The sequence below is a fragment of the Streptomyces sp. CA-250714 genome (genome assembly GCF_050936705.1).
Taxonomy (GTDB): domain Bacteria; phylum Actinomycetota; class Actinomycetes; order Streptomycetales; family Streptomycetaceae; genus Streptomyces.
Genome location: NZ_JBNJMI010000001.1, coordinates 1,253,506 through 1,278,504 on the forward strand (window position 1 = coordinate 1,253,506; position 24,999 = coordinate 1,278,504).

25 protein-coding genes are annotated in these 24,999 nt (G+C 71.8%); 15 read left to right on the top strand and 10 right to left on the bottom strand.

Going from position 1 to position 24,999, the window contains the following annotated elements:
• Positions 1-52: 52 nt before the first annotated feature.
• On the bottom strand, positions 53-952 hold the full coding sequence (locus ACQEU8_RS05665) for an aldo/keto reductase (RefSeq protein WP_433097455.1): 900 nt from the start codon (positions 950-952) through the stop codon (positions 53-55).
• Between the two features lie 15 nt (positions 953-967).
• Complete coding sequence (locus ACQEU8_RS05670) at positions 968-1,906, bottom strand: NAD-dependent epimerase/dehydratase family protein (RefSeq protein WP_433097457.1); 939 nt, start codon at positions 1,904-1,906, stop codon at positions 968-970.
• Positions 1,907-1,976: 70 nt separating this feature from the next.
• Here ACQEU8_RS05670 and ACQEU8_RS05675 point away from each other — a divergent pair, with 70 nt between their 5' ends.
• The gene (locus tag ACQEU8_RS05675; RefSeq protein WP_433097459.1) at positions 1,977-2,882 is read left to right on the top strand and encodes a LysR family transcriptional regulator; all 906 of its coding nucleotides are present in this window, start codon (positions 1,977-1,979) and stop codon (positions 2,880-2,882) included.
• Here the strand turns inward: ACQEU8_RS05675 and ACQEU8_RS05680 are convergent.
• Both ACQEU8_RS05680 and ACQEU8_RS05685 read right to left on the bottom strand, forming a co-directional pair.
• Complete coding sequence (locus tag ACQEU8_RS05680; protein WP_433097461.1) at positions 2,842-3,348, bottom strand: NAD(P)-binding domain-containing protein; 507 nt, start codon at positions 3,346-3,348, stop codon at positions 2,842-2,844. The two genes, ACQEU8_RS05675 and ACQEU8_RS05680, sit on opposite strands and share 41 nt — an antisense overlap.
• 148 nt (positions 3,349-3,496) lie before the next feature.
• The gene (locus tag ACQEU8_RS05685) at positions 3,497-4,615 is read right to left on the bottom strand and encodes a serine hydrolase domain-containing protein (protein ID WP_433097463.1); all 1,119 of its coding nucleotides are present in this window, start codon (positions 4,613-4,615) and stop codon (positions 3,497-3,499) included.
• 171 nt (positions 4,616-4,786) lie between these two features.
• Between ACQEU8_RS05685 and ACQEU8_RS05690 the strand changes: the two genes are divergently transcribed.
• Positions 4,787-5,446 (top strand): TetR/AcrR family transcriptional regulator, encoded by a 660-nt coding sequence (locus ACQEU8_RS05690; RefSeq protein ID WP_433097465.1) that lies wholly within the window; start codon positions 4,787-4,789, stop codon positions 5,444-5,446.
• 32 nt (positions 5,447-5,478) lie between these two features.
• On the opposite strand, the gene ACQEU8_RS05695 is transcribed toward ACQEU8_RS05690, so the two are convergent.
• The 5 genes from ACQEU8_RS05695 to ACQEU8_RS05715 all read right to left on the bottom strand — a co-directional run bounded on the left by ACQEU8_RS05695 (position 5,479) and on the right by ACQEU8_RS05715 (position 10,506).
• The gene (locus ACQEU8_RS05695) at positions 5,479-6,654 is read right to left on the bottom strand and encodes a response regulator transcription factor (RefSeq protein ID WP_433097467.1); all 1,176 of its coding nucleotides are present in this window, start codon (positions 6,652-6,654) and stop codon (positions 5,479-5,481) included.
• A 156-nt stretch (positions 6,655-6,810) separates the two neighbouring features.
• Entirely contained in the window at positions 6,811-7,149 is a 339-nt protein-coding gene (locus tag ACQEU8_RS05700; RefSeq protein ID WP_433097469.1) for a hypothetical protein, read from the bottom strand.
• A 453-nt stretch (positions 7,150-7,602) separates the two neighbouring features.
• Positions 7,603-8,118, bottom strand: coding sequence for a lytic polysaccharide monooxygenase auxiliary activity family 9 protein (locus ACQEU8_RS05705; protein ID WP_433097471.1), 516 nt, complete (start codon positions 8,116-8,118; stop codon positions 7,603-7,605).
• Between the two features lie 195 nt (positions 8,119-8,313).
• The gene (locus ACQEU8_RS05710) at positions 8,314-9,408 is read right to left on the bottom strand and encodes a PP2C family protein-serine/threonine phosphatase (RefSeq protein WP_433097473.1); all 1,095 of its coding nucleotides are present in this window, start codon (positions 9,406-9,408) and stop codon (positions 8,314-8,316) included.
• A gap of 225 nt (positions 9,409-9,633) precedes the next feature.
• On the bottom strand, positions 9,634-10,506 hold the full coding sequence (locus ACQEU8_RS05715) for an NAD(P)H-binding protein (RefSeq protein ID WP_433097475.1): 873 nt from the start codon (positions 10,504-10,506) through the stop codon (positions 9,634-9,636).
• Positions 10,507-10,705: 199 nt separating this feature from the next.
• Here ACQEU8_RS05715 and ACQEU8_RS05720 point away from each other — a divergent pair, with 199 nt between their 5' ends.
• From ACQEU8_RS05720 to ACQEU8_RS05775, 12 genes are all read left to right on the top strand, one after another.
• Positions 10,706-12,505, top strand: coding sequence for an AMP-binding protein (locus ACQEU8_RS05720; protein WP_433097477.1), 1,800 nt, complete (start codon positions 10,706-10,708; stop codon positions 12,503-12,505).
• Between the two features lie 73 nt (positions 12,506-12,578).
• Positions 12,579-13,463, top strand: a complete 885-nt coding sequence (locus ACQEU8_RS05725; RefSeq protein WP_433097479.1) for a LuxR C-terminal-related transcriptional regulator — start codon at positions 12,579-12,581, stop codon at positions 13,461-13,463.
• Between the two features lie 112 nt (positions 13,464-13,575).
• Entirely contained in the window at positions 13,576-14,577 is a 1,002-nt protein-coding gene (locus tag ACQEU8_RS05730) for a LacI family DNA-binding transcriptional regulator (protein WP_433097481.1), read from the top strand.
• A gap of 119 nt (positions 14,578-14,696) precedes the next feature.
• A complete protein-coding gene (locus tag ACQEU8_RS05735) occupies positions 14,697-15,266 on the top strand; it encodes a hypothetical protein (RefSeq protein ID WP_433097483.1) in 570 nt (189 codons plus the stop codon).
• A gap of 91 nt (positions 15,267-15,357) precedes the next feature.
• Positions 15,358-15,960, top strand: a complete 603-nt coding sequence (locus ACQEU8_RS05740; protein WP_433097485.1) for a hydrogenase maturation protease — start codon at positions 15,358-15,360, stop codon at positions 15,958-15,960.
• A gap of 46 nt (positions 15,961-16,006) precedes the next feature.
• Positions 16,007-16,387 carry a hydrogenase maturation nickel metallochaperone HypA gene (locus tag ACQEU8_RS05745; RefSeq protein ID WP_433097487.1) on the top strand — a complete coding sequence of 127 codons (381 nt, stop codon included), beginning with the start codon at positions 16,007-16,009 and terminating at the stop codon, positions 16,385-16,387.
• Positions 16,388-16,391: 4 nt separating this feature from the next.
• Complete coding sequence (gene hypB, locus ACQEU8_RS05750) at positions 16,392-17,186, top strand: hydrogenase nickel incorporation protein HypB (protein ID WP_433097489.1); 795 nt, start codon at positions 16,392-16,394, stop codon at positions 17,184-17,186.
• Positions 17,173-19,563, top strand: coding sequence for a carbamoyltransferase HypF (gene hypF, locus ACQEU8_RS05755; protein WP_433097491.1), 2,391 nt, complete (start codon positions 17,173-17,175; stop codon positions 19,561-19,563). Before hypB ends, hypF begins: the two co-directional genes overlap by 14 nt.
• Positions 19,564-19,572: 9 nt before the next feature.
• The gene (locus tag ACQEU8_RS05760; protein ID WP_433097493.1) at positions 19,573-19,986 is read left to right on the top strand and encodes a HypC/HybG/HupF family hydrogenase formation chaperone; all 414 of its coding nucleotides are present in this window, start codon (positions 19,573-19,575) and stop codon (positions 19,984-19,986) included.
• On the top strand, positions 19,983-21,110 hold the full coding sequence (hypD, locus tag ACQEU8_RS05765) for a hydrogenase formation protein HypD (RefSeq protein ID WP_433097495.1): 1,128 nt from the start codon (positions 19,983-19,985) through the stop codon (positions 21,108-21,110). Before ACQEU8_RS05760 ends, hypD begins: the two co-directional genes overlap by 4 nt.
• 121 nt (positions 21,111-21,231) lie before the next feature.
• Positions 21,232-22,221 carry a hydrogenase expression/formation protein HypE gene (gene hypE / locus ACQEU8_RS05770; protein ID WP_433102163.1) on the top strand — a complete coding sequence of 330 codons (990 nt, stop codon included), beginning with the start codon at positions 21,232-21,234 and terminating at the stop codon, positions 22,219-22,221.
• A 71-nt stretch (positions 22,222-22,292) separates the two neighbouring features.
• Entirely contained in the window at positions 22,293-23,975 is a 1,683-nt protein-coding gene (locus tag ACQEU8_RS05775) for an enoyl-CoA hydratase-related protein (RefSeq protein ID WP_433097497.1), read from the top strand.
• Positions 23,976-24,146: 171 nt separating this feature from the next.
• Here ACQEU8_RS05775 and ACQEU8_RS05780 read toward each other — a convergent pair whose 3' ends face one another.
• Positions 24,147-24,383: a chaplin gene (locus ACQEU8_RS05780; RefSeq protein WP_433097499.1), complete on the bottom strand. Its 237-nt coding sequence runs from the start codon at positions 24,381-24,383 to the stop codon at positions 24,147-24,149.
• Positions 24,384-24,723: 340 nt separating this feature from the next.
• On the opposite strand from ACQEU8_RS05780, the gene ACQEU8_RS05785 reads away from it, so the two are divergent.
• A complete protein-coding gene (locus ACQEU8_RS05785) occupies positions 24,724-24,921 on the top strand; it encodes a hypothetical protein (RefSeq protein ID WP_433097501.1) in 198 nt (65 codons plus the stop codon).
• Positions 24,922-24,999 lie beyond the last annotated feature (78 nt).

Here is a 24,999-nt window from a genome sequence, read left to right on the forward strand (position 1 = left end):
GGGGCACCTCCCGGCCGAGGGCTGAGGGAGGAGAGACACCCGGCGTACGCACTCAACGGCCCTGGTGCGTGGCGTGGTGCGCGTCCTCGAGCTGTGCCAGCTCCTGCGGGCCCAGTTCGAGTTCCGCGGCCCGGGCCGAGTCGGTGATGGAGGCCGGGCGGCTGGCTCCCGGCACCGGGATCACCGCGGGTGAGCGGCTCAGCAGCCACGCCAGGGCGATCTGCTGCGGGCTGACGCCGCGCTCGGCCGCGATGCGGTGGAAGGCGGTGCCGGTGGAGGTCGGTCCGGAGGGGCCGTCGAGGGAACTGCGGGAGATGCCGCCGAGGGGGCTCCAGGGCAGGAACGCCAGGCCCAGCTGTGCGCTCAACCGCAGCTCGGGCTCGCTGTCGCGGACGGCGGGCGAGTACTGGTTCTGTACGGAGACGAGTCCGTCGCCGAGGATCGCGTGCGCCTGGCGGATCTGGTCGGTGGTCACGTTCGAGACGCCGGCGGCGCGGATCGTGCCGGCGTCGAGCAGGTCGCGCAGGGCGCCGACGGACTCCGCCCAGGGCACGGCCGGGTCCGGCTTGTGCAGTTGGTACAGGCCGATGGCCTCGCCCCCCAGCCGTCCGGCGGAGGCTTCGGCGGCGCGCTTGAGTTGTTCCGGGGTGGCGTTCACGGTCCAGCTGCCGTCGCCGGGCCGCCCACGGCCGCCCTTGGTCGCGATCAGGACGCCGGAGGTGTCGCCGCCGTAGCGGGCCAGGGCGCGGGCGATCAGCAGCTCGTTGTGGCCCACCTCGTCAGCGTGCCAGTGGTAGCTGTCGGCGGTGTCGATGAGTGTGACGCCGGCGTCGAGGGCGGCGTGGACGGTGGCAATGGCACGCGTCTCGTCCGGGCGGTCCTCGATGGACAGTGGCATGGCGCCCAGTCCGATGGCGCTGACAGCGCTGTCTCCGATGGCGCGGTACTGCATGGCGGATCGTGCTCCTCAGGCGCTGGGGGCGGCGGATGCGGCGAGGGCTTCGGCGACGGCGCCGGGCAGCCAGTCGGCAGTACGGGAGAAGGCGAAGCCCAGCTGGTTCGCGCGGGCGTTGCTCATGGCGTAGTGCCGGTCGAAGGAGAACGGCGAGGCAGCCCCGCCCGCGGCGACGGTCCGGTAGACGGGCTCGCGGCCGGTCTGCTCGGCGACGACCGCGGCCAGGTCGCGCACGTCGAGCAGGCCGTCCGAGCAGGCGTTGACCGGGCCGGTGAAACCGGTGGCGGTGGCCGCCCACAGCAGTACGTCCGCAAGTTCCTCGTGGTGGATGAACACCGTCGGCAGCGCCTTGGCGTGCACAGCGATCTCGTCGCCCTCGGCAATGCGCTCGGTGTAGTACGTGAGTCGGCCGGTGAATTCCTGCCTGCCGCCGAGTACGTGCGCGCTGCGTACCGAGGCGAACGCGAAATTGCTGTCCCGGGTGAGAACGGCCTCCGCCAGACGCTTGCCCTCGGCGTAGTGCGCCTCCAGGTATGCCTCGTCGTGCCAGGGCAGATCCATGGCCACCAGCCAGGTGCGCGGGTCCACGTTCTCCTCGGGCACCGGGATGCCCGCCGGCAGAGCCGGCAGCGCGGCGGTCGCCGGGTCGTAGACCTCGATCGTGGAGGTCATGATGTAGCGCCGGGTGCGTCCGGCGAAGGCGCGGGCGGCGATCGCGGCCTGCACGGGGGTGTAGCAGACCTGATCGACGACCGCGTCGAAGGCGCGCGAGCCGAGCGCGGCGACGAGAACGGCCTCGTCATCGCGGTCGGCAACGAGGTGCTCGACACCGGCGGGTGGCCGGGCGGAGCCGCGGTTGATCACAGTGACCTGATGGCCGGCCGCCTGCAGGCGCTCGACCAAGAGCCTTCCGAAGTACCGGCTTCCGCCGATGACGCAGATCCTTTGCATGCCCCCACCCTGGCCACCTACTGTCATCAGCAGAAGTGGCGGCTTACTGGAAGCGCGTTAAGGAATACTGTTGATTGATGTGCAGCGGCTCCGCGTACTGCGAGCGGTGGCGGACCACGGCAGCTTCAGCAAGGCAGCCACGGCTCTCCACCTCACCCCCTCCGCCGTCTCCCAGCGCGTAGCAGTGTTGGAACGCAGCCTCGGTGCCCACGTCGTGGCACGCAGCACGCGCGGGGTGACCCTCACTCAGGCCGGCCAGATCATGGTCGGGGCCGCCGAGTCCGTCGCAGCCGAGCTCGAACAGGCGAAGCAGCAGGTCGAGCGGCTCAGCTCGGGCCGCGTACAGCTCACTGTCGCCACCTTCACCAGCGGCGGCAGGCACCTGCTGCCCGGCGCTCTGCCCCGACTCATGGCAACTCATCCCCGCACCCTGCTCCACGTCAGGGAGGGCGAGCCCGAGGTCACCTTGCCCCTTGTCCGGCAAGGCGCCGTCGACCTCGCACTCGCCTACCACTTCGACGGCCCCCTGCCCGTCGGGCCGGGCTCGAACTCCACCCTGCGGTGGACCGCGCTCCTGGAAGATCCCCTGCACGTCGTCATGCCCGAGGAACACCGACTCGCCGACCGCGAGTCGCTCGACCTCAGCGAGCTGGCAGCCGAGCCCTGGGTGCTCGGCTGCCTCAAGACCGAGGCATATCTGCGCCGCTACGCCGAGCGCGCAGGCTTTGAACCGGAAGTGCGCGGCACCACCACCGACTACTTCTTCGCCCGCTCGCTCGTCGCCGCGGGAATGGGGATCTCCCTGATCCCCTCCATCGCGCTTGTCCCGACAGTGCCGGGGCTGCGCGCCGTCCCGATCGAGCCGCCGACTCCGACCCGGCACATCGGAGTTGTCACGATCGGCCGGCGTGGTGACCGCTCGCACGTCACGACGTTCATCGAGGCCCTCCGCGAGCAGGCGCGGAGTCCCCTGTGAGGTCAGTGAGGAGCGCGTCAAGTGCCCTGGTCAGGGCCTCGGAGTTGGTCGGGGTGAACCAGGTGGTGCGGATGCGTTCGTTGTTTCCGTTCGGGGTCTCGTGGTCGGCTGCGAGTTGGTGCAGGGAACGAGTCTCATCGCTCAGCGCGCGACCGACACCCTGGAAGAGGCTGCGGACGTAGCGGTCCGCGTCCTCGGAGGCGACGCCGTGGCCGGCGGCCCATGAGGTGAGGGTGACGAGGTACGGCGTTCGCGGATGGCCGGCAGGGGGATGGCCCGGGCCAAGCGGGGCGCCGGTGGTGAGTGTCTGTCGCAGGTCGTCGTTGCCGACGCCGGCCATGACGTTGACCACGATCTTGTCGTCGTCCACCCGCACGCCGGCCAGGGCATCGTGTCGGTCTTCGCGTCGTACGGCGATGATCACCATCTCGGAGCGGTCCACCACCTCCTGGTTGTCGGCGCACACCTGTACGCCCTCGTAACGCTCGGACAGTTCCGCCGCCGCGCGGGCGCCCCGGGGGAGCCGGAATGACCCCGTCCGTTCCCGACCTGCAGCGTCGAACGGCGACCGGCGCCACACCGGTCGCGGCCGCCATGGCTCATCTCCGGTCCCGTCAGCCGTACATCGCCACGCGGTGGAGAGCCGCAAGTGCGTCGTCGATGGGGTGGGGCTGCGGTTTGCCCGAGGAGTCGAGTTTGTTCCATCTCTGCAGGTTCACCGCGACGGACATCTGCCGCTTGCCGTCGGCACGGATCATGGCCAGCGCTCCACCGCCCCAGACCGTGCCGCCGTGGCCCCAGAAGGTGCCCTGACCGGAGGTCTCCATCGGGTGCAGGCCGAGGCCGTAGTCGATCGTCTTTCCCTCTTGGGAGATGACCGGGACAGTGCGCTGCATCTGCGCCAGCGACGACGGGCTGACGATCTCGCCGGCCAGCAGCATGCCGAAGAAGCGGTTGAGGTCCGCGACGGTCGATATCAGCGAGGCCGACGGGCCCACCCATGACATGTCGTAGACGCTGTAGTCGCGCGGCGGGTCGATCATGCCGAACCACGCCTCGTAGAGCTGCGAGTGCGGCCCGTTGACGTACGGTCCAGCCGGGAGCTCGGTGTCCCGGAGGCCGGCGCGCTCGATGACGTTCCGGGTGATGTATTGCTCGGCCGTAATGCCGGTCACCTGTTCCAGGAGTTGGACGAGCAGCAGGTAGTTGGTGTTGGAGTACAGCCCCGGAGTGCCGCCCGGGGCGCCGACGGCAGGTGCGGTGACCCCCATCTCGATCAGTTCGGCGAGGTCGAACCGCGTGAACCGGTGGTCGTCCAGGCTCTGGGGCCCGGTGTCCGCGAGGGCGGGGAACGCCTTGAGGGAGGGGTAGGCGTACGGGAGATACTCGGCGAGGCCGCTGGTGTGGTTGATCAGCATCCGGACTGTGATCGCGTCACCGCGCTCTCCGGGAACCAGCTTTGGAAGGTACCGACCGATCGGTATGTCGAGACCGATCTGACCGCTCTCGACCTGCTGCAGAACCGCGGCGGCCGTGAAGGTCTTGGTGATGCTGCCGACGCGGTGCCGCATGTCAACGGTGACGGGGCGACCGGTGGCGACATCGGCAACCCCGGCGGCGCCGCGCCAGACCTGGTCGCCGTCGCGCACTTCGGCGAACAGGCCCGGCATCCCGGCGCGGTGGATGTTCTCAATGGCGGCGTTCAGTGCCGCGCAATCCAGTGGGCTCTTCACGTCATGCGTCCTTTCGTGTTCCCCAGGGCGAGTTCCGCATCGGTCGCCGACCCGGACAACAGGGCACGAGTGGCATGCCGGCCCGCCCGGCACACCCATGCCCTCATTATGCACGCGGTGCGTGCAACACCAAGTGCACAAGTAGTCTGAGGTCCGGCGAGAGGAGCAGAGATGACAGGCCGAAGGCGCTGGTCGACCGAGGAAATCCTGGATGCGGCGGCGGAGTTGCTGCGCACGAGCGACGCCGAGTCGTTCAGCGTGCGCAAGCTCGCCGCGGCGCTCGGGACCGATTCCTCCAGCCTCTACCGGCACTTCCGCAGCAAGACCGAACTGCTGCGCGCGGTCGCCGACCGGATCCTCCTGCCCGCCATGGACGGCTACCGCCCCGAGGGCGACTGGAAGCAGCGCATCACGGCCCTGGCTCTGCGCGTGCGAGAGGCATTCGGTCAGCAGCCCCAACTCGCCGCGATCTGGGGACGCTACGCATCCAGCGGCGCCGGTTCCCGGCTGGTCATGGAAGAGCTGCTGCAGGCTCTGCGCGCGTCGGGACTACCCGACGAGGAGATCCCGGTGCGCTACCACCGGATCGCGGTCCTCCTCGCCGCACTGATCGCCTCCGAGGCCGGGGTCAGCACCATCACCCCCAAGGAGTACGAACAGGCCATGGAGCTGTTCCGCGTCGCGGTACTCGGCGCCGACCCCGAACACTTCCCCGCCCTCGCCCACTTCGCCCGCGACATCCGCCCCCTCGGAGCAGACCGCCGCCCCGCGTTCGAAGAAATCCTCGCCGCCCAACTCGCCCACATCGAGACCGCAATCCCCCCGAGCTGACCGACCGCCAGAGCCTTACTCGCCGCCACTTGTCACTCAGGTGTTCTCTCGCGATGGTTGAGGATGTCGAGGATGCGGTCGGCGTGGCCGTGACCGGAGCGGGGAGCCTCTGCCGGGGACTGGGGGGTGGACGGGGGGCGGTAGAAGTAGCCGATGCCGCGCGCCGAGACGATTGCGTCGCCGCCCAGCGGGGTGGCGTCGAGCTTGCGCCGCAGCCGCGAGATGGTGAACTTGACCCGGGTGGTTGCCTGCCCGCCCGGCTCATTCCAGGCTGTGGCCAGCAGATTCCCGAACGGCTGTACCGTGCCCGCGTTGCGCACCAGCAGGTTCAGCAGGCGGAACTCGGTAGCGGTCAGCTCCAGCGGCTTACCGAGGACGTGGGCCTCAAGACTGAGGGAGTTCAGCCGCAGCAGCCCGTCCTCGTAGACGGGTTCCTGATCCTCCGTGCCGCCATGCCGGCGCAGCACCCGCGCCATCCGAGCCAGAAGCTCATCGGGGCGGAACGGCTTGACGATGTAGTCGTCGGCGCCTGCGGCCAGCCCGATCACCAGGTCCTGATCTTCATTCCTGGCGGTCAGGAAGATCACTGGCACGTCACTGACGCTGCGCAGGCGACGCAACACCTCGATGCCGTCGATGCCCGGCAGCATGATGTCGAGCAGTACCAGATCCGGGCGCTGCGCGTATGCCTCGCGGAGACCGGTCGCTCCATCGGTCGCGTGGCTGACCAGATAGCCGCCGCGCCGGGGCAGCATCATCTCCAACACGGCGACGAGAGACTCGTCGTCCTCGATCACAAGCACGCGGGGGCGCCGACCGGGACCTCCCACCGCGGGGGCGGGCACGGTGGGCGGGGTCGGCGGCTGGGCTTCCGGCCCGGCCAGCCGGACCGTCCTGACATCACGGGCGGTCACTCCCTGGCTGATCAGGAAGTCCATCGCCGCCTCGTAGCAAGGGCCGCACAGCCGGGTCTCGCGGCGGTTCAGCATGACGGCGAAGAGCGCCGCCCGGCCGCAGGAGTGGCCGGCGATGTCCGTCGCGCAGAGGCCCGCGGACGGAGCGGTGTCGCCGACCTTCTCGGCCCGGCGCCGTGCCCGGCGGGCGGCAGAACGGCAGGTGGCGGAACAGTAGCGGCGGGGCCGCCCGACCTTGGTGGCTGCCGGCAGCGGCGTGCCGCACTCCTGGCAGCGATCCGCGGCAGCGTCCACGTGTGGCCATCCTCCTCGCCCTCCGCTCCCGGGCACGGAACCATTTTCGTGCCGTGCGTCAGGTGCGAAAGGGTTAGCGCCTCTTGGTCCTTCCGGACCTATGCAGTTTCCTGGAAGTGTGCAGCCCGACCGCCTACCGACGGTCGGGCCCGGGTGTCATGATCGCCTGTGCTGTCCGGCGTCGACGATCAGATCCCCCACCGCGCCGAGAGCCCTCGCCACCAAGGCGAGGGCCTCGTCGTGTGTCAGGACGGCGACCGTGTCCAGGACACCGAACACGACGCGTAGTCCCATCCCCCACGAGGCACTCCCCCGCAGGTACCACCACCTGGCCGACGGTTCAGACCCGGGGGCGGGCTTCCGTTCCGCCCCTGCCCCATTCTCCTCCTTGTCCTCGTCCGGGCCGTTCGGCTCGAGAGTTCGGCACATCGGCGGCCTCCTTTCGACAGCGACCGCGACCATCGCGAGCTGTCGCGACACGCGCGCGGTGGTCATGCCGCGTCAGAAGCCGATCGATGTGTCTCACCTCACCTGCGGTGGATGGAATCAGAGTGCTGCCCGCCGGTGAGCCCCGACAAGGCACCGCAATCAACGTAGCTTCATGGCAACGGGGTTGGCCGGCTGAGCTCCGTGACGCTCCGCGACGGCACCACAAGAAGTGGATCAAAGCCTCTTCTTGTTGGCCGCTGTCAGTCGGCTGCCCTGCCCGTCAGCAAGGTTCCCCGAAAGCCATGTTGATTGAGAACACCGATGGTCGGCGTTCTCAATGTGGCACCCCACCAGGTCAGCGGCTCGCCATCTGACAGATGCACTTCGACAGGACGGGCGCCGAGCTTCCCGCGTCACCCGACAAAAAGGCGCCCCTCGCCACCGCGGAAGCAGCAGCGAGGGGCACCAAATGCGCACCGCGAACATGCGCCTCACCCGTGCAACCCTCAAACGCGCACCTCAACCAATGTTCACGTCCACACACGCATAGAACGCGTTGGCCGTGTCGGCGACGTTCCACACAGCCAGCACGGTCTGCCGGCCCGAGTGGTTGCCGAAGTCGACGTTGTGCGACAGCTGCGAGGGCGGCTGCTCACCGCCCTGGTCGAACTCGGCGATCTTCTGGCCGTCGATGAAGTACTGCCAGGTGGTCGTGCGGTGTGCGGCGGTCAGCGTCCAGTTGAAGGTCGCGGACTTACCGACGTCGGTCACCTTCCAGCCGTGGTTGTCGTCGCGCAGTTCGGCCCACTCGTCGTGGCCGCCGGCGCAGTCCTGGAGTCCCTTGGGGCCCTCGACGCTCTGCGGCTCGTACTTGATGGAGCCGCATTCGACGACTCCGGCGGCGCACTGGGCCTGTCGGCTGGCCGGGTCGCTGACGTAGCCGTGGGCGCTGGCGGGGGTGACGGAGAGGCCGAGGACGAGCAGCGGGGAGAGTCCGGCACCGATGAGTGCGGCCAGCTTCCTTCTCTTGTGCATGTCAACTCCTTCGGCGGCAGGACCGGCTCAGCGCGGCAGGCGTCGGGGCACCATGCGGGGAACCGGTCCTGGTGGGGGGTCATCCGATTGGTCTAGACTTTAATCATTGTCCGTCCACGGTCAAGACATCGGACACCGCGGATGGTTGACACCGCCGACGCGCAACGAGCCCCGCACCATCGGCACGCCACCGAGTCAGCGGCGGGCCTCTCGCCCGGCCCGCGTGAGCACGAGCACCGCCATGTCGTCCTGCCGCTGACCCCCGGTCCACTCGGTGACCGCCTTCACCAGCGCGTCGGCCAGTTCGTCCGCGCGGCGCAGCGCTGTCCCGCCGAGCCCCCACTGGACGTCGAAGAACTCGCCCTGCCTGTTGCGGGCCTCGGTGACCCCGTCGGTGACCAGCACCAGCGAGTCGTCGGGCGCGAACGGGAAGGTCTCCTCGACCGGTTCGCCGTGCGAGGAGTCCAGCCCGGTGGAGAGCGGCAGTTCCGGGTGGGTCGGCTCCAGGCAGGTGACGTTGCCCTGGTGCAGCAGATAGGGCGGAGGGTGTCCCCGGTTGAGGATTGTGACCGTGTCGCCGCTGGGCGGGATCTGGACGAGCAGCGCGGTGACGAACCCCTCGATGTCGTCCTCGGTGTCCCTGCGCCGCTCACCCTCGCGGTCGAGGGCCCGGTCGAGCCGGTCGGCCAGGTCGTGCAGGGTCGGGGCATGTTCGGCGGCCTCCCGGAAGGCGCCGACCGCGACCGAGACGGCGGAGACGGCGGGCAGCCCCTTGCCCCGCACATCGCCGATCATCGCCCGGATGCCGAACGGCGTCTCCTGGAGCGCGTACAGGTCACCGCCGATCGCGGCCCCGAGCTGCGCGGCCACATAGCGGTCGGCGACGGCCAGCGGCCCCACATCGGTGGGCGGCGCCGGCAGCACCGCGCGCTGTGCCGCCTCGGCGACGTTCAGCGCGACGGCGAGGTTACGGCCCTGCCGGTCGACGAGCCATTTGATCCACAGCCCGACGATGCTGACGGCCAGCACCGCGGCCACATCGGTGAGCAGCACCGACCCCTCACGGCCCGCGTATCCGGCCGAGGCCGCCGCCGCCACGCTCGCCGCCAGCGCGAACAGGGCACTGGACCGGAAGGAGTAGCTCATGCCCGCCACCATCGAGGTGCAGGCCAGCAGGGGCAGCCCGTAGTACGGCTTGGGGGCGAACACGGCCGCGGCCACGCCTCCGAGCAGCAGCAGCGGCGGTGCCAAGTACGGCACTCTGCCCATTCCGTCCGCGGGGCCGCCCACCCAGCCCTCCCTGTCCCTGTCCGTCCGACGCGTATCCAGAGCCGGCGCTCTGTCGTGGCGATTCTCCCATTTGAGTACATTTCCGCGCGGCCTTCGCGAAACGGGGAGACAGCAGAGGACGACGAAGGCGCCCGCGCCCCAGGGACTGCCGGGGCGCGGGCGCCGAGATTCACCCGTTCGGTCCGCGAGCCGACCCGGGGCTCGGAGCGGGGCTCGGCGGCGGGCTCACAGCACGGGGCGCAGGTGCTCCCAGGCCCAGGAGCCCAGCGTGGTGGGCGTGGTGGTCAGCGCCGTACGGGCGTTCTCCGGCCGGAAGCCGTCCCGCGTCCACGCCGACATCCCCACGAAGCCCTCCACCTGCTTGTCGCCCAGCCCGGCCGCCCGCAGCGCGGCGCGCAACTCGTCGTCGGAGATCCGCTCGGCCCGTACCGGGCGGCCGAGCGCGGTGCTGAGGATCGCGGCTGCCTGCGCGTACGTCAGATCCTCCGGCCCGTGCACGGCTTGGACCTGCCGTCCGCTCCAGGCGTCCGACAGCAGCCGGGCGGCGGCGACGTCGCCGATGTCGCGCGGGTCGACCCAGGCCATCGGTTCGTCCAGCGGCAGCGTCGTACGCAGCACGCCCTCCTCGCGCAACGCCGCCACCTCGGCCAGCAGATTGCTGTAGAAGAAGCCGCAGCGCAGATGGAGCACCGACGCTCCGGTCGCGTCCAGCAGCTCCTCGGTACGGCCGAGCCCGTCGATCTCCCCCGCACCCGAGCGCTTCTCGGCGCCGACGCTGCTGAGGAAGACGGTGCGGCCGATGCCGTTCTCCCGGACGGCCCGCGCCGCGTTGGCGCCCATCCTGGCGTACCCGGCCACCGGGTCCTCGTCATCGGTCGGCGGGTCCACCCAGAACAGCGCCCCGGCGCCCTCCGTGGCCCGTACGACCGCGTCCCCGTCGCCCTGGTCGCAGCGCACGACCTCCGCGCGCTCGCGTACGTGAGCTGCCAGCCGGTCCGGGTCGCGCACCAGCAGGGTGGGGCGCACCCCGGCCTGGAGCAGCAACTGGACGACACGTGAGCCGACGTGCCCGGTAGGTGTGGTCACCGCGATCTTCATGGTCCTCCGTCTCGTGTTCCGCATCGTTCCCGATCTTCCCCGTACGGGCAGCCAAGACGATCCGGCAGCGGACCACGAACTCATTTCCGGCACGGCGCCCCGTCCGGCGGTCCGCTACCCCCGGCCAGGGGTAGCGGACCGGTTCGCACGGCGGGTATGTGTGACGCACGACACCCGACGTACCCCGTGGAGGCCCACCGTGCCCGCATCCGCACCGCACCGTGCGCACCGCGCCGAGCGCAGCTACGCCTCAGGACCGTCGACGACCCCGCTGCTCGGCGACACGATCGGGGAGAACCTGGACCGCACCGTCGCCGCGCACCCGGAACGCGACGCGCTGGTGGACGTGACCGGCGGACGGCGGTGGAGTTACCGGGAGTTCGCCGCCGACGTCGAAGCACTGGCGCTCGGTCTGCACGGACTGGGCATCCGCAAGGGCGACCGGGTGGGCATCTGGGCGCCCAATTGTCCGGAGTGGACGCTGGTGCAGTACGCGACGGCGAAGCTGGGCGCGATCCTGGTCAACGTCAATCCGGCCTACCGCGCGCATGAACTGGCGTACGTGCTCGGCCAGTCCGGCATCCGCACGCTGGTGGCCGCCCGCCGCCACAAGAGCTCCGACTACGCCGGGATGATCGCGCAGGTGCGCGGCGAATGCCCGGAGCTGACGGACGTGGTGCTGATCGGCGAGGACCGGTGGACCGGGCTGTTCGACGCAGGCCGCGCGCGGGAGGGCGCGCGGGCCCGCGACGTGCTGGACGGTATCGCCGCCGGCCTCTCCGCCGACGACCCGGTCAACATCCAGTACACCTCGGGCACCACCGGCTTCCCGAAGGGCGCCACCCTCTCGCACCACAACATCCTCAACAACGGCTTCTTCGTCGGCGAGCTGTGCCGTTACACGGAGGCCGACCGCATCTGCCTGCCGGTGCCCTTCTACCACTGCTTCGGGATGGTGATGGGCAACCTGGCGGCCACCAGCCACGGCGCGTGCATGGTGATCCCGCCCCCCGCCTTCGAACCGAAGGCGGCCCTGCGCGCGGTGCAGGAGGAGCGCTGCACCTCGCTGTACGGGGTGCCGACGATGTTCATCGCCGAACTCGCCGATCCGGACTTCGCCTCGTTCGACCTGAGCAGTCTGCGCACCGGCATCATGGCCGGATCGCCGTGCCCGGTCGAGGTGATGAAGCAGGTCATCGAGCGGATGGGGATGGCCGAGGTGTCGATCTGCTACGGCATGACGGAGACGTCCCCCGTCTCCACCCAGACCCGCGCCGACGACTCGGTCGAGCGGCGGGTGGCGACCGTGGGCCGGGTCGGCCCGCACCTGGAGGTCAAGGTCGTCGATCCGGAGACCGGCCGCTGCCTGCCTCGTGGTGAGCCCGGCGAACTGTGCACCCGCGGCTACTCGGTGATGCTCGGCTACTGGGAACAGCCCGAGGCCACCGCCGAGGCCGTCGACGCGGCACGCTGGATGCACACCGGGGACCTCGCGGTGATGGACGCCGACGGATACGTCACCGTCACGGGCCGGATCAAGGACATGGTCATCCGCGGCGGCGAGAACATCTATCCCCGGGAGATCGAGGAGTTCCTGTACACCCACCCCGATGTCCTCGACGCCCAGGTCGTCGGGGTGCCCGACGAGCGCTACGGTGAGGAACTGATGGCGTGGATACGGATGCGGGAGGGGGCGACACCGCTCACGGCCGAGCGCGTCCGCGAGTTCTGCACCGGCAAGCTCGCCCACTACAAGATCCCGCGCCATGTGCATGTGACCGACGCCTTCCCGATGACCGTCACCGGCAAGATCCGCAAGGTCGAGATGCGCGAGAAGTCGATCGCGCTGCTGGGCCTGGCGCCACGCCCCGGGAGCGGAGCCGGATCCGAAACCGGGCCCGAATCCGAGTCCGGGACCGGCTCCAAGTCCGGGACCGGCTCCGGGCCCGGGGGATCCGAACCCGTACCGGGCCCCCGCCCGGTCACCCCACCGAACTGACCACCGTTCCGCAGCGGAGGTGTCGAGGTTGCCTTCACCCGACCGTTCCCGTTCCCACGCCCGAGCTGTCGGCGTGCCGGTGCCGTTCCCGCGGCCGCCGCTGCGCCCTGACGACACCGACGCGTTCCGCCACGCCCTCCGCCTGGCGCGGCAACGCACAGGCGTGCGCACGGTCTTCGGTGGCGAGGTGGCCGACGGGGCGCTGCGGCTGACGGAGTTCACCGGCACGCTGACCGACTCGATGCGCGGCCTGCGCGTGGTGCCGGGCCGTGGCCTGGGCGGTTACGTCCTCGCGCACCACCGCCCGTACGCGGTGAACGACTATGTACCGGCGACGACGATCACCCACGACTACGACAGCCCCGTCCGCCGCGAGGGCATCCGCGCGATCGTGGCTGCCCCGGTCACCGTGCAGGGCGGCGTGCGCGGGGTGCTCTACGCCGCCACCCGCGACGCGGCGCCGCTCGGTGACCGTACGACCGCCGCGCTGCTGGACGCCGCGCGGCGGCTGGCCGGCGAGATCGCCGTACGGGACGAGGTGGACCGGCGCGTGCGGCTGCTGGAGACCGCCGCCGAGGCCCCGGCTCCCGGACTCGACGCGCTGCGGGACCTGCACGCCGAACTGCGGGGCATCGCCCAGCAGATCGAGGACGCGGCGCTGCGGGACAGGCTGCGGCATGCCTGCGACAGGTTCCTGCGGGCCGGGCTCGGGCCCGGTACCGGCGCGGGCGCACAGCAGGACGCCGGCCCGGGCGGGGACCGCCCGCGCCTCTCGCCGCGTGAGCTCGATGTCCTCTCGTACGTCGCGCTCGGCTGCACCAACGCGGAGGCCGCCCGCTGTCTGGGCCTGGAGCCGGAGACGGTCAAGGCGTATCTGCGCAGCGCCACCCGCAAGCTCGGCGTCCACAGCCGCCACCAGGCGGTGGCCGCGGCACGCCGCCACGGGCTGCTGCCCTGACGCAGCCCGCCCCGACGCCGCCCGCCCACCCGTCGGCGTCTCCGCCACCGGGTTAAGAAATCGATTTCAGGCGGAGTAGAGTGCACACCGGCGTCGAAAGTGAGGGAGACCGGTGGCAACCATCAGCGATGTGGCACGCGCCGCCGGGGTCTCCCCCGCGACGGTATCCCGCGTCTTCAACGGGGGCCGGGTCACAGCGGAGCGCGCGCAGCGCGTACGCGAGGCGGCCGACGCGCTGGGCTTCTCGCCCAACCGGGTCGCCCGCTCCCTGCGGGTCCAACGGGCCAGCGTCATCGGCCTGTTGATCCCCGACATCGCGAACCCGTTCTTCACCGCTCTGGCCCGCGGGGTGGAGGACGCGGCGCAGCGCACCAATCTCTCCGTCGTGCTCTGCAACACCGACGAGGACGTGGAGAAGGAGCGCCGCTACCTCGATATCGCCCTTGCCGAGCAGATGGCCGGTGTCGTGGTGGCCGCCGCGTCCCGCAAGCGCACCGACCTCTCGGCGCTGGCGGCGCGCGGTATGCCCGTGGTCGCCGTCGACCGCCGCCCGCGCGCTGCGCAGGTGGACGCGGTGATGGTCGACAACCAGCACGGTGCCGAGGAGGCCACGGCCCATCTGGTGGAGCGGGGCTACCGCAGGATCGCCTGTGTGACGGGCCCGGCCGGCGCCTCGACCTCGGAGGACCGGCTGACGGGCTACCGCGCGGCGCTGCGCGACGCGGACATACCCGACGACTGGATCCGCGCGTACACCCGGCACGCCGACTTCCGCGTCGAGGGCGGCTATACGGCGATGAAGGAGCTGCTCGGTCTGCGGACTCCGCCGGACGCGGTCTTCGTGGCCAACAACCTGATGACCGTGGGCGCGCTGCGGGCGCTGTACGAGGCGGGCATCGAGCCACCGGGCTTCGGCGTCCTCTCCTTCGGCGACGTGCCCTGGGCCTCGCTGGTCCGCCCGTCGCTGAGCACCGTCCATCTGCCGGCCTACGACTTGGGCGAGGCCGCCGCGACACTGCTCCAGGAACGCATCGCCGGTTCGGCCAAACCCCTCCAGACGGTGGTGCTGCACACCGCCCTGGAGCCCCGGAACAGCACAGCGGGTCCCGGCTAGCCCCGATCGGCGGATCGACTCGGGGCGGGGTCGTTCGTTAACCCCCACATGATCACTGCACAACGACACCCCCTCCCGTCCCTGGCAGCACCGCCGCACCACGGAGAGGCGGGCGCGCGATGAGCAAGCGACAGAAGGGACGCAAGCACCGCAAGGTCAACCGCACCCCTCGCCCGGTCGGCTCGGCCGTACGGACGACGGCCACCCGGGCGACAGCGACCGGCCAGAACACAGCGACCGGCGCACCGGCCGGCCGCCCCGACACACCCGCACCCCGCCCGGCCCCGGTTCCGGAACCGGCGTCGGCGCCCACCCCGCCCACTCCGGAACCGACACCCACCCACACGGCGGCAACCGCCGCGGAATCCGCACCCACTCCCGGGGCGGTGAGTGAGCTCTTCCGTACGCCCGCGCGTGACGGCGGACTCGGGCAGAGTGCGGGCCGTACGTGGGAGCGGGTACGGGTGGCGGGCGCGTCGGGCACGACAGTCGAGGAACTGTCCGCCAGCGTGGGATATCAGGAGCGCACCGTGCTCAAGCACCTCCAGGGCTTGGCCGAGCACGGTCTGGTCGAGCAGCACGAGGCCGACCGCTGGCGCGCCCTGCCCACCGGTGCCGCTGGTGCTGCCGGCGCCACCGGTGAGCAGAGCGCCGAAGCGGGCGGGGCCCGGGTGCCGCAGCGCGCCTGAGGTTTCCGCCCGTTCCTCCTCGCGGTTCGGTACGGCGCCGGTTCGGCACGGCGCCGGAGGCCGTACCGAACCGCCCCGTCCCGGAGTTCGTATGACCGACCCCCGCTCCCCCGAACCGCCCGGCGACGTCCTCGTCGCGGGGATCGGCAACATCTTCCTGGGCGACGACGGGTTCGGCGTCGAGGTCGTACAGCGGCTGGCGCGGTACCCGCTGCCCGCACACGTCCAGACCCTCGACATCGGAGTGCGGGGCGTGCACCTGGCCTACCAAGTTCTGGACGGCTGCGACACGTTGATCCTGGTGGACGCCGTGCAGCGGGGCGGCGCGCCCGGCACGGTACGGCTGATCGAGGTGGCCGAGCAGGACCGTACGGCGCCGTGCGGGGTGCCGGTGGTGGACGGGCACCGGATGTCCCCGGACGCAGTGCTCGCGCTGCTGGAGACGCTGCGCGAGGGCACCGGCGGCAGCGCGCCCCGGCGGGTGTTCGTCGTCGGCTGCGAGCCGGCCGAACTGGCGGAGGGCATCGGGCTGAGCGCACCGGTGGCCGCCGCTGTGGACGAGGCGGTGGAGCTGGTGCTGCGGCTGCTGGAGGACGGCACGCCAGGCACCCCGCACGGCGGAACGGCCGAACGGCGGAAGGGCGCGCCGGAAAGCGGCGTGGCGGCGGAGGGGCAGCCGTCGGCGCCCCTGTAATGGTGCGGGCCGCAGCCTGGTCCGCACCGCGCAGGGGAAGTGACCGATGCACGAGATGTCCATCGCGATGGCAGTGGTCTGCCAGGTCGAGGAGGCGGCACGGGCACAGGGCGCCGAGGGCGTCGAGGCGGTGACCCTGCGCGTGGGCGAGCTCGCCGGTGTCGTCCCCGAAGCGCTGCGCTTCTCGTTCGGTCTCGCCTGCGAAGGCACCGTACTGGCCGGCGCCGAGCTGGTGACCGAGCACGTGCCGGGGCGCGCACGGTGTACGTCCTGCGCGGGTGAATGGGCCACGGGCATGCCGCCGCGGCTGTGCTGCGAGCGGTGCGGCGACTCCCGTACCGAGCTGCTGTCCGGCCGCGAGCTGCGGATCGCCACCGTGCGGTGGGCCACCGGCCCGCGGCGCGCCCTAGCCCTCGAGGAGCTGTGAAGCCATGTGCCGCCTCACCGATCTGCAACAGGCCGTGCTGGCGCGGAACGACAGCCGCGCCGATCGGCTGCGTGCCGAGCTGACGGCGCGTGGGACGGCCGTCGTCAATCTGCTCTCCAGCCCGGGCAGCGGCAAGACGGCGCTGCTGGAGGCGGAGTTGCGGCTGGCGCGGGAGCGCGGTGTGCCGGTGGCCGCGCTGACCGCCGACCTGGCCACCGAGAACGACGCGCGGCGGCTGGCGCGCTCCGGGGCACCGGTCCGGCAGGTGCTCACCGACGGGCTGTGCCACCTGGAGGCGGACATGCTCGCCGGGCAGTTGTCCGGCTGGCTTCCCGAGGGGACGCGGCTGCTGTTCGTCGAGAACGTGGGCAACCTGGTGTGCCCCGCCTCCTACGACCTCGGCGAGTCGCTGCGTGTGGTGCTGGCCTCGGTCACCGAGGGCGAGGACAAGCCGCTGAAGTACCCCACGGCCTTCGGGCTGGCGCAGCTGGTCGTCGTCACCAAACAGGATCTGGCGGAGCCGGCCGGTTTCGACCGCGAGGCGTTCCTCGCCAACGTACGGCAGGTCAACCCCGGTGTGGAGGTCGTCGCCACCTCGGTACGGAACGGGCTGAACCTCGGCGTGCTGCTGGAGCGGGCGCTGGCGGTGCGGGAGGGGGCCGCCGCGCACCGGCCGGTGATGGCCCGTCAGGCAGGGCCGCCCTCGCACCCGCACGCCGAGCCGCACGCGGACACCGCCGAGCGGCCGCGCACCGGAGCGGACCCGCAGAACCGGCCGCACGCTCATGTCCACCGCTGACGTGTCCGGGGCCGAGCGCAGCCGCGTTCTGGTCCGGGGCGTGGTGCAGGGCGTGGGGTTCCGGCCCCATGTGTACGCGCTCGCCGGGCGGTTGGGGCTCTCCGGCCATGTCACCAACACCGGCGAGGGGGTGGTGGCCGAGGTCGAGGGCGCCTGGGAGGCGGTCGCCGCCTTCCGGGAACGGATCGGCGCCGAGGCGCCGCCGCTGGCCATGGTCGAGTCCGTCACGCACCAGCCCCTGACTCCGGTGGGCGGCTCCGGCTTTCGTATCGTCGCCTCCCGCACGGACGGTGCGCGTCGCACTTTGGTCGCGCCGGACACCGCCACCTGTGAGGCGTGTCTGCGGGAGATGGCCGACCCGTCGGACCGCCGCTATCGGCACCCGTTCATCACCTGCACCGACTGCGGGCCGCGCTTCACCATCGTCACCGGCCTGCCCTACGACCGCGCCAACACCACGATGGCGCGGTTCGAGATGTGCGAGCGGTGCGCCCGCGAGTACGCCGACCCGGCCGACCGGCGCTTTCATGCCCAGCCGGTCTCCTGTCACGACTGCGGGCCCCGCGTCCGGCTGCTGGTGCCCGCTGCGCCGGATCCGGGCCGACGGGAACCGGCCGGCGAACCAGTCGCGGAGGCCCGGCGGTTGCTGGCGGACGGCGCCGTGGTCGCCGTGAAGGGGCTGGGCGGCTACCACCTGGCGTGCGACGCGGGCAACGAGGAGGCGGTGCGGGCGCTGCGCCGCCGCAAGGCGCGGGGTGACAAGCCGTTCGCGGTGCTGGCCCGCGAGGTGGCCGACATCGAACACCTCGCCGTCGTCGGCCCGGCCGAGCGTGCGCTGCTGACGGGGAGCCGCCGCCCGATCGTGCTGCTGCGCCGGCGTGCGCGGGCCGCCGACGGTGGACTCGCGCTTGCCGCCGCTGTCGCCCCCGGCAGCCCCGACCTGGGCGTCATGCTCCCCTACACCCCGCTGCACCAACTGCTCTTGGGCGGTCTGCCCGGCGACCCACCGGGGCCCCGGCTGCTGGTGCTGACCAGCGGCAACCTCGGCGGCGAGCCCATCGTCACCGGGGAGGAGGAGGCACTGGAGCGGCTGGCGCATCTCGCGGACGCCTTCCTCACCCATGACCGTCCCATCCAGGTGCCGTGCGACGACTCGGTGGTACGGGTCTGCGCGGGCGAGGAACTGCCGGTGCGCCGCTCGCGCGGCTACGCGCCGCTGCCGCTGACCCTGCCGGTGCCGGTACGGCCCGCACTGGCGGTCGGCGGGGATCTGAAGAACACCTTCTGCCTCGGCGAGGGGCGGCAGGCCTGGCTGTCGGCACACATCGGCGACATGGACGACCTCGCGACACTGCGGGCATTCGAACACGCCGAGAAGCAGCTGGAGAGCATCACCGGTGTCACTCCGGGGCTGCTGGTCGCCGACCGCCACCCCGGGTACCGGTCGGGGCGGTGGGCGGAACGGCACGCGGACGGCCGCCCGCTGCGCCGCGTCCAGCACCATCACGCCCACATCGCCTCCGTCCTGGCCGAGCACGGGCTGGACGGCTCCCGGAAGGTGCTCGGCGTCGCCTTCGACGGGACCGGGTACGGCGACGACGGCGCGGTGTGGGGCGGCGAGTTCCTGCTCGCGGACTACGACGGCTTCACCCGGTTCGCGCACCTGCGGTACGCGCCGCTGTCCGGCGGGGACGCCGCCGTCCGGCGCCCCTACCGGACCGCGCTGGCCCGGCTGTGGGCTGCGGGGCTCCCGTGGGACCCGGACCTGCCGTGCGTGGCGGCCTGCCCGGATGCGGAGCGGCGCGTGCTGGGACGTCAGTTGGAGCGCGGCATCGGCTGTGTGCCGGCCTCCAGCATGGGGCGGCTCTTCGACGCGGTGGCCTCGCTGGCGGGGGTCTGCCATCGCGCGGGCTACGAGGCGCAGGCGGCGATCGAACTGGAGGCGGCCGCGGCCGCGTGCGGGGAACGGGAGCCGGTGGGCTACGACTTCCCGCTGTCCGCGGGCGGGGACGGCGGTGCGCTGGTGGCCGATCCCGGTCCGCTGCTGGCGGCCGTGATCACCGATCTGCGCGCGGGCGTCGCGCGGGAAGTGATCGCGGCGCGCTTCCACGCGGCCGTCGCGGCGCTGGTCGGCCGTACCTGTGCGGCGGCACGGGAGCGGTACGGGGTGGAGACGGTGGCGCTGAGCGGCGGTGTGTTCGCCAACGCGGTGCTGTCCGAGGCCTGTCTGCGCGGGTTGCGCGCGGACGGCTTCACGGTGCTGCGGCACCGGCTCGTCCCGCCCGGGGACGGCGGGCTGGCCCTGGGACAGCTCGTGGTCGCGGCCCGCGAGACGGCGAGCCGGCCGGTTCCGCCGCGCACTGACCACCGTCGATGAGGAGAGGCCATGTGTCTGGCGGTACCAGGAAAGGTCCTGCGGACCGAGGAGCGTGACGGCACCCGGATGGCGTCCGTCGACTTCGGCGGCGTGGTCAAGGAGGTGTGTCTGGAGTACGTGCCCGATCTGCGGGTCGGCGAGTACACGATCGTCCACGTCGGCTTCGCGCTGCAGCGGCTGGACGAGGAGTCGGCACGGCAGACCCTCGAACTGTTCGAGAACCTCGGACTGTTGGAGGAGGAGTTCGGCGACCCGTGGCAGGCGGCGCGGGACGCACAGCGGGCCGACGACCTGCCGGGGGCCGGTGCCGCACAGCGGTCCGACGACGTACCGGGGGCTGACGGCGTACAGCAGGCCGACGACGCGGGGGCCTGCGGCGCACAGCGGGCCAGCGAAGACGCGCTGCGGGAGGTCCAGCTGTGAAGTACATCGACGAATTCCAGGACCCCTGGCTGGCCGAGCGGCTGCTGGAGGACATCCATGCCACCGTCACCCGGCCCTGGGCGCTGATGGAGGTGTGCGGCGGCCAGACGCACTCCATCATCCGGCACGGTATCGACCAGCTGCTGCCCGAGGAGATCGAGCTGATCCACGGACCCGGGTGCCCGGTGTGTGTGACTCCGCTCGAACTGATCGACAAGGCGCTGGAGATCGCGTCCAGGCCGGAGGTGATCTTCTGCTCGTTCGGCGACATGCTGCGGGTGCCGGGGACCGGCAGGGATCTGTTCCAGGTCCGCTCGGAGGGCGGTGACGTGCGGGTCGTCTACTCGCCGCTGGACGCGCTGACCCTCGCGCGGGAGAACCCGGACCGCGAGGTCGTCTTCTTCGGTATCGGCTTCGAGACCACGGCCCCGCCCAATGCCATGGCCGTGCACCAGGCGGCGAAGCTGGGGCTGCGCAACTTCAGCCTGCTGGTCTCCCATGTGCGGGTGCCGCCCGCCATCGAGGCGATCATGAACGCTCCGGACTGCCGGGTGCGGGCGTTCCTGGCGGCCGGACATGTGTGCAGCGTGATGGGAACCGAGGAGTATCCGGCGCTGGCCGAACGCTTCAAGGTGCCCATCGTCGTCACCGGGTTCGAGCCGCTGGACATCCTGGAGGGCGTACGGCGCGCTGTACGGCAGCTGGAGGCGGGCCGGCACAGGGTGGAGAACGCCTACCCGCGCGCGGTGGTGGCGCAGGGCAACCCGGCCGCCAGGGCGATGCTGGACGAGGTGTTCACCACGACCGACCGCGGCTGGCGTGGCATCGGCGTCATTCCGGACAGCGGCTGGCGGCTGGCGCCGCGCTACCGGGAGTACGACGCGGAGTACCGCTTCAGCGTCGGCGCCATCACCACCCGGGAGCCCGCGGCCTGCCGCAGCGGCGAGGTGCTGCAAGGGCTGCTGAAGCCGCACGAGTGCGAGGCGTTCGGCACCCTCTGCACCCCGCGCACCCCGCTCGGCGCCACGATGGTCTCCAGCGAGGGTGCCTGTGCCGCCTACTACCTCTACCGCCGGCTCGGCGGACCGACCACCGCACCACTGGAGGCGAGCACCCGTGACTAGCACCGACGCCGTCGAACCCGCGGTGGGCGGGGGCGCCGAGGCCGACGGCGCTGTCAGCGCCGCGCCCGACTTCTCCGGCTGGACGTGCCCGGCACCGCTGCGCGGCGGGCGGCGGATCGTGATGGGCCACGGCGGGGGCGGCGCGCTCTCGGCCGAGCTGGTGGAGCACGTCTTCGCGCCCGCCTTCGGGGGGCGCGCGCTGTCGACGCTCGCGGACTCCGCGGCGCTGGAGGTGGACGGCGCCAGGCTGGCGTTCTCCACCGACTCCTTCGTGGTGCGGCCGCTGTTCTTCCCCGGCGGCAGCATCGGCGACCTGGCCGTCAACGGAACCGTCAACGACCTGGCGATGAGCGGAGCACGCCCCGCCTATCTCTCCTGCGGCTTCATCCTGGAGGAGGGCGTGGAGGTCGAGCTGGTGACGCGGATCGCCGAGGCGCTGGGCGCGGCGGCCCGTACGGCCGGTGTCGAGGTCGCCACCGGGGACACCAAGGTCGTGGAGGCGGGGCGGGGCGACGGCGTCTATCTGAACACGGCCGGGATCGGAGTGATCCCGCGCGATGTCGACATCCGTCCGCAGCGCGCTGCTCCCGGCGATGTGGTCATCGTCAGCGGCCCGATCGGCCTGCACGGGGTCGCGGTGCTGAGCCTCCGCGAGGGGCTGGAGTTCGAGGCCGGCATCGAGAGCGACTGCGCGGCGCTGGGCGGCCTGGTGGCGGACATACTGGCCGTCACCCGCGAGCTGCACGCACTCCGCGACCCCACCCGCGGCGGTGTCGCCGCGGCCCTCAACGAGATCGCGGCGGCCGCCTCGGTCGGCGTCGTCCTCCACGAGCGGGCGGTGCCGGTGCCCGAACAGGTCGCCGCTGCCTGCTCGATGCTGGGGCTCGACCCGCTGCAGGTGGCGAACGAGGGCAAGCTGCTGGCGTTCGTACCGCGCGCTGCCGCGGACGCCGTGCTCGCCGCGATGCGGGCCCATCCGCAGGGCGCCGAGTCCGCGGTGATCGGCGAATGCGTCGCGGAGCACCCGGGGATGGTCGTCGCCCGCACCGGACTGGGCGGCACCCGGGTGGTGGACCTGCCACTGGGCGAACAGCTGCCCCGTATTTGTTGAGCCGTCTCTGCTGCCCCGTAGTCGCCGAGTCATCCCGAAGCACACGAACGAGCCATCACCAGGAGGTCGTGGTGCGGATCCTGCTCATCGCAAGCGCCTTCAACAGTCTGACCCAACGTGTCCAGGCCGAACTGCGGGACGCCCGCCACACCGTCGCCACCGAGGTGGTACGCGACGGGGACGAGGTGCGCCGGGCGGTGGAGAGGCACGCCCCGGAGCTGGTGGTCGCGCCGATGCTGCGGACCACCGTGCCACGGGATGTGTGGTCGCGGCTGACCTGTCTGATCGTGCACCCCGGGCCGCCGGGCGACCGCGGCCCCTCCTCGCTCGACCGGGTCGTGCACGAGGGCCGCACCCACTGGGGGGTGACGGTGTTGCAGGCCGAGGAGGAACTGGACGCGGGCGCCGTCTGGGCCTCGGCGGAGTGCACCCTGCCGGAGGGGACCAGCAAGAGCGATCTGTACCGGGGCGAGGTGGCCGACGCGGCGCTCGAAGCGCTCAGAAACGCCGTGGCCCGGTTCGCCGCCGGCGGATACCGGCCCCGTCCGCAGGACGACGTCGAGCCGTCGACCGCCCCGCGGGTGCGGCAGGCCGAGCGCCGTATCGACTGGCAGACCTTCCGGACGCTGGACGTGCTGCGCACCCTGCGGGCCGCCGACTCGCAGCCGGGCGTGCTGGACGAGTTGCTGGGCGAGGAGTGGTTCCTGCACGGCGGGTACGCGGAGGACCAGTTGCACGGCACCCCGGGCGAGATCCTCGCCACCCGCGCGAGGGCGATCTGCCGGGCGACGGTCGACGGGGCCGTATGGATCCCGCAGCTGCGGCCGCGCCGCTCGGCCGACGGCCGCCGGACGTACAAGCTGCCCGCGGCACTGGCGCTGGGCAGCCGGCTCCCGGACGTACCGGAGCGGCCCGCGCCGCTCGAACTCGCGCCGGAACGGCTGACCCACACCGAGATCCGCTACCAGGAGCGGAACGGCGTCGGGTTCGTCCGCTTCTCCTTCCCCGGCGGAGCGATGAGTACGGTGCAGTGCCGGCGGCTGCTGGCCGCCTACCGGTACGCGTGCACCCGGCCGACCCGCGTGGTGGTGCTGGGCGGGGCGCGGGACTTCTTCTCCAACGGCATCCACCTGGGTGTCATCGAGGCCGCCGCCGATTCCGCCGCCGAGGGCTGGGCCAACATCCAGGCCCTCGACGACGTGGTCGAGGCGGTGCTGACCACCACCGACCGGCTGGTGGTGGCAGCGCTGGGCGGCAACGCGGCAGCCGGCGGAGCGATGCTTGCCGCCGCCGCGGACGAGGTGTGGTGCAGGGCGGGCGCTGTCCTCAACCCGCACTACCGGCTCATGGGTCTGCCGGGTTCGGAGTTCTGGACGTACACGCTGCCGCGCCGCGTCGGGCCGGAGATCACCGAGGCGCTGATGCGGGACGCCGAACCGATGAGTGCCGCCACCGCGCGCCGGATCGGGCTGGTGGACCGGGTGCTGCCGACCACGCCGACGGGGTTCGCGCCGCGGGTCGCGGAGCTGGCGGCGGCGCTCGCCGAGGATCCGGCCACCCATCATCGGCTCGCGGTGAAGAAGACGAACCGCGCGCGCGACGAGGCCACCGAGCCGCTCGCCGCCTACCGCGACCGGGAGCTGGCCGCGATGCACCGCGTACTGTTCGACCCGGCCGCCCCGCACCACGCGCTCCGCGCGGCGTTCCTCCGCAAGGAACCCCCACCGACCGAAGCCCCGGCCCTGCGGGTGTAGGCACCGCGCGGGCGCACCGTGATTGGGAGCCGCGGTCGGCGACCGCGGTTTCCTCGACGGCGGTCTTCGCGCGCGGGAGGCACCGGCACCGGCATACGCGAACGCCCCGCCTGTGGCGGGGCGTTCGGTGTGTGACAGCGGGGAAACCCGCGCGGAACGGCGAGTGCTGCGTCAGCGGGCGACGCAGGTGTTGCCGAATGCGGGGTTGAGGAGCGCGATGATGTCGACGGTGTTGCCGCACAGCTGGACCGGAATGTGCAGCGGAATCTGCACGACGTTGCCGGACAGCACTCCCGGCGACTTCGCCGCGCCGCCCTGGGCCCCGGAGTCGGCGGACGCTGTCGTGGCCCCGCCCAGGACAGCGGTGGCGGCCAGACCAGAGGCGGCAACCGCGGTACGGATGCGCATGGTGATCCTCCCTTGCTCTATGTGCCAGACGCGCACAAGGGTGCACCCGCCCCCGAACCCGGCATTCCGTCGCCACGCCAAACGGAGCGGCTGCCCACCCGATCGGAGGAAGCTCCTCGCCAACAGCGCCCCACCGCCCCGCCGGTGCGCGCGCCCTCCCGGCGGTAGCCGTCGACGAGAGGGCGGCTCCGGGGGCGTCGCCGTGGAGTGAGCCGCAGCCGGGATGGCTGAGCCATTCAGGTGCGTTATGCCGTGTCTTTCATATATTGCTCTGTAATGCCCGGACGAGTGGCGAGGATGAACAGGTCCCTGCTCTTTCGGACCCCTCACGGAGGTTTCCATGCGTACGCGCACCCTCACGCGCTCCCTCGCGGTCGGCCTGGTCACGCTCGGCCTGGCCGCCGCCGGTACGGCCTCGGCAGTGGCCGGTGGCCACGGACACGGCCCCAAGAAGAACGTCAGCGTGAACATCTCGGATGACGACACCAACCTGTTTGACAACGCGTTCTTCGTCTTCGGCCCGATGCAGAACGGCTGACCTCCGGCCCGACCGGTCGTCAGCACCATGACGGGCGTGGAGAGGCTCACTCCGAACCTCCAAGGATGAGCCTCTCCA